Annotated in this window: 3 protein-coding genes; 1 reads left to right on the top strand and 2 read right to left on the bottom strand. The window is 62.3% G+C overall.

Features of this window, described 5'->3' with window-relative positions; translation table 11 throughout:
• Nucleotides 1-379, bottom strand: a 379-nt coding sequence (locus WAW39_RS23575; protein WP_422321610.1) for a hypothetical protein, incomplete at its 3' end; no start/stop codon positions are given.
• Between the two features lie 396 nt (nucleotides 380-775).
• On the opposite strand from WAW39_RS23575, the gene WAW39_RS23570 reads away from it, so the two are divergent.
• The gene (locus WAW39_RS23570; protein WP_422321609.1) at nucleotides 776-1381 is read left to right on the top strand and encodes a hypothetical protein; all 606 of its coding nucleotides are present in this window, start codon (nucleotides 776-778) and stop codon (nucleotides 1379-1381) included.
• A 703-nt stretch (nucleotides 1382-2084) separates the two neighbouring features.
• On the opposite strand, the gene WAW39_RS23565 is transcribed toward WAW39_RS23570, so the two are convergent.
• A partial coding sequence (locus WAW39_RS23565) for a peptidylprolyl isomerase (RefSeq protein WP_422321608.1) occupies nucleotides 2085-3113 on the bottom strand: 1029 nt, incomplete at its 5' end.

The raw sequence follows: 3113 nt of genomic DNA, 5'->3' as shown, positions 1-3113 counted from the left end.
CGTGGAAGTGGCCGTCACCGGCATGCACATCGAACCCGGCGAGCGCGGGGAAGGCCGCCAGCGCATCGGGCAGCACCGTGCGTGCATGGGTGCAGAGACGAGCGTTGATCTCGGCGCACAGCGCCAGACGCCGCTGACTTTTGAGCGACTCGAAGAAGTGCGAGTTCTCCGGGCGGCAGGGGGCCGCCAGAGCGGCGAGGGTTTGCAAAAATCCCCTGCCACTGGTCTGTGGCTGAAGACAGCGTTGGACGCCGAGGCGCAGCCAGTCCGAGTCTGAAAGGTCGGGGCAGTGCCGCCGGTGCGCGCAGGTGGCAAGAAGGTCGAGCAGCGGAGTGAAAAAGCGTGTGGAGAGAGTGGCGTCAGCAAGTGGGGGAGGCATAAAAACAAAAATTTTGCGACCCTCATGAGTCAAGCCTAAAGCACCCGTTCTTTTGAGCTCCTGGCACCGGACAGGACGAGTTTAAAGCATGCGCTCAATCATCCATACACTCCTCAATAACCGACTCGGCAGCAACCCAACGATGGCTGCGCATCGACCTTCATGCGGGCTTTTTGCTCCCCGTTCGTTGGACACCGTTGATGCCGTGCGACATTCCTTTGCCGCTGGTGGGGCGGGCGGGGCTCTGCGCTGCGCTGTGTGTCTCAATAGTCACACATTCAATCTTGAGCCGGGCCGCGCTTTGTCACAGTCTCGTTGCATGAATTCTTTGGCTGTACCCGTTTCTTCTCCCCACGGGGTGGGTGCTGGCTGGGTGCAAAGGTGGAGCGAGGTGCCATGAAAGCATGCCTGCTGGTGGGACTGATCTGTTGTTGGCTGGTTTCCTGTGGCCGTGACAAGACGCCGCAAAAATCGGCGGGAGCGGAGAAAAAATCCGATGTGGTCTGGTGCCGGGTCCAGGAGCCCGGCGTCACGGTGCCAAACCAGAAGGCTGAGGAATGGGCCATCCGGCGTGCCACCTTTGTGCACCTGACGAAGCCTGAGGGCAGAAAGCGCTGCTTTCTCCGGGCGCAGTTCACCCGCCCTGCGGAGCCACTGCGCTTTTCCCATGGCTCCCAGATTCCAGATCCTCCCCGCGAGCCGGTGATGGAGGAGGTGTTCATTCCGGATGCCCTTTTTGAGGAATTGCGGGCTGCCGGGCGGAAGGTGGCGAGTGTCTCTGAATGCGTCATCAGCCGGAAAGGCGTGAAGGACCGGGCGAGTGGAGAGGGCGGCTGTGCGCTTCTCATCGTGCGCGACATCCGCTTTCTGAATGCTGCGGAGGCCGAGGTGACGGGCGGATGGTGGAAGAGTCCGGAGAGCGCGGCGTCCTACACCTATGTCCTCAAAAAAATCGACGGCGCCTGGGTGGTGACGGGTGAGCACATGACGGCTGTTTCTTGAGCTGATGCTCGTGCCTGGGATGCTGTGAGAGGCGGGAGGCCCGGGCCCCGTTTTCTGTGGTGTTGAGACATGAGGGCATGGCCATGCGAGGCGTATTGGGTGTGCGGCTGCGGTAGCTGCCGCTTTAGAGTGCCTCATGGCATGCGGGAGCTGACTGGCCTGCGGAAAAGCGGTTGCTGCGTTCGTTCCTTCCATGGGATGGTTGTCATATGAAACGCCTGCCCACCACCTGCCTTCTGTTCCTTGCCTCAGGCCTCACTGGAGCTGCCGCTGAGAGGCCGGTGGCGGCGGAGATGGTGGATGTGCCTGCAGAGCGGCGGGACTGGGGACTGCCCATCGGCAATGTGCGGGTGAGGTTTGCAGACGGGCACGCGGAGATGTGGACGCGCCTGGGGCGCTGCATGGAGCTGCGGCGGTCGGCTTCTGGAAAAGTGGGCTGGTCACGCTTCACCCGCCGCAACTCGTACGGAGAACCCGTGAACAATGTGCTGCGTGTGATGATCACAAACTCACGCTGGCTGGATTTTCAGACGGCGCTGCCGTTTATCCGGGACTGGGACTTTGCGGAGGAGGATGAGTCCGTGGTCGTGGTTTCCGGCGGCCGGCATGGGGCGGGTTTCATGCAACGCTTCTCGTTGAAGACAGGGAAGCTGACGGGCACTGTGAAAGAGAGCGGTCCGTCAAACGCATGGTGCGAGCCTTTTCACAGCGCACCCAGCATCCGGATGTCCGCTTTGTCGCGGAGTTCTTTGATGCGGGCGGCGTTGCGTTGCTCGGCCTCCTCGGTCTCAAGGGCCTGGGTGACTTCGGCTTTGACTTTTTCAAAGGGCGGGGGCGGGGGGGCGCGGCGGTCGTCCACACGGAGGATGATGAAGGTGTTCTCCTGTTCGATGAGTTCGCCGAGCCGGCCTTTCGGCGTTTTGGCGGCGGCTTTGCGCACGTGATCGCTGAGGTCTGAGAGCGTGATCCAGTCCCAGGCGCCGCCGTCTTCCGCATGGCTGTCCTGGCTGCTGGCGCGGGCGGTCTCGGCAAAGTCCGCGCCGCCGAGGATTTTCGTGCGCAGGCTCGCGGCCGTCTTGCGGGCATCGGCCTGGGTCTTGGGGATGGAGAGGGTGCGGATCTTGATCTGCTCCGGGGCAAGCCAGCGCTGCTTGTTTTTTTCGAAGTAGTCGCGCACTTCTTCATCCGTGAGTGTGACCACGCCGGTGAAGCGGGAGCGCATGGCGTGCATGATGGCCATGTGCTCGCGCAAGGTGCGGAACTCTTCGAAGGTCAGGCCGTTTTTGCTGAGATCTGCGAGGAAGAGGTCGCGGTCTCCCTTGAAGCTGTCTTTGATGATGGTGTTCAGGTCATTGTCGATGGATTCCTGTTTGATGACGCCACCGAGGCGCCTGAACTCGTTGAGGAGGAGGTGCTTGTCGATGAGACCGCCGAAGGGGGTGCGGCTGAGTTTTGCGAGCTCTTCCTCCATCTTGTCAGAATCGTTCCGATGCTGGTAGCGGATGACCTCCTGCTGCGCGGCGATGGTCTGCTGCACCTCGGCGGCATAGATGAGCGCGCCATCCACCATGGCGACGGGCCGGGTCTTGGGGGGCAGCGCCTGCAGCTCCGGGCCTGGCGGGGAGGCGTAAGTGAGCTGGTTGACCAGGCGCTGGGAGGCATCGGTGTCATTGGCGTCTTTGCCCAGAATCTTGATGCGGCCGGTGAGGGCACGGCGGGCGCAGGTCAGGGC

This window comes from Prosthecobacter sp. (assembly GCF_049294395.1).
GTDB lineage: Bacteria > Verrucomicrobiota > Verrucomicrobiia > Verrucomicrobiales > Verrucomicrobiaceae > Prosthecobacter.
Note: the sequence above shows the minus strand (reverse complement) of the source record. Positions and strands in the feature narration are given on the sequence as shown.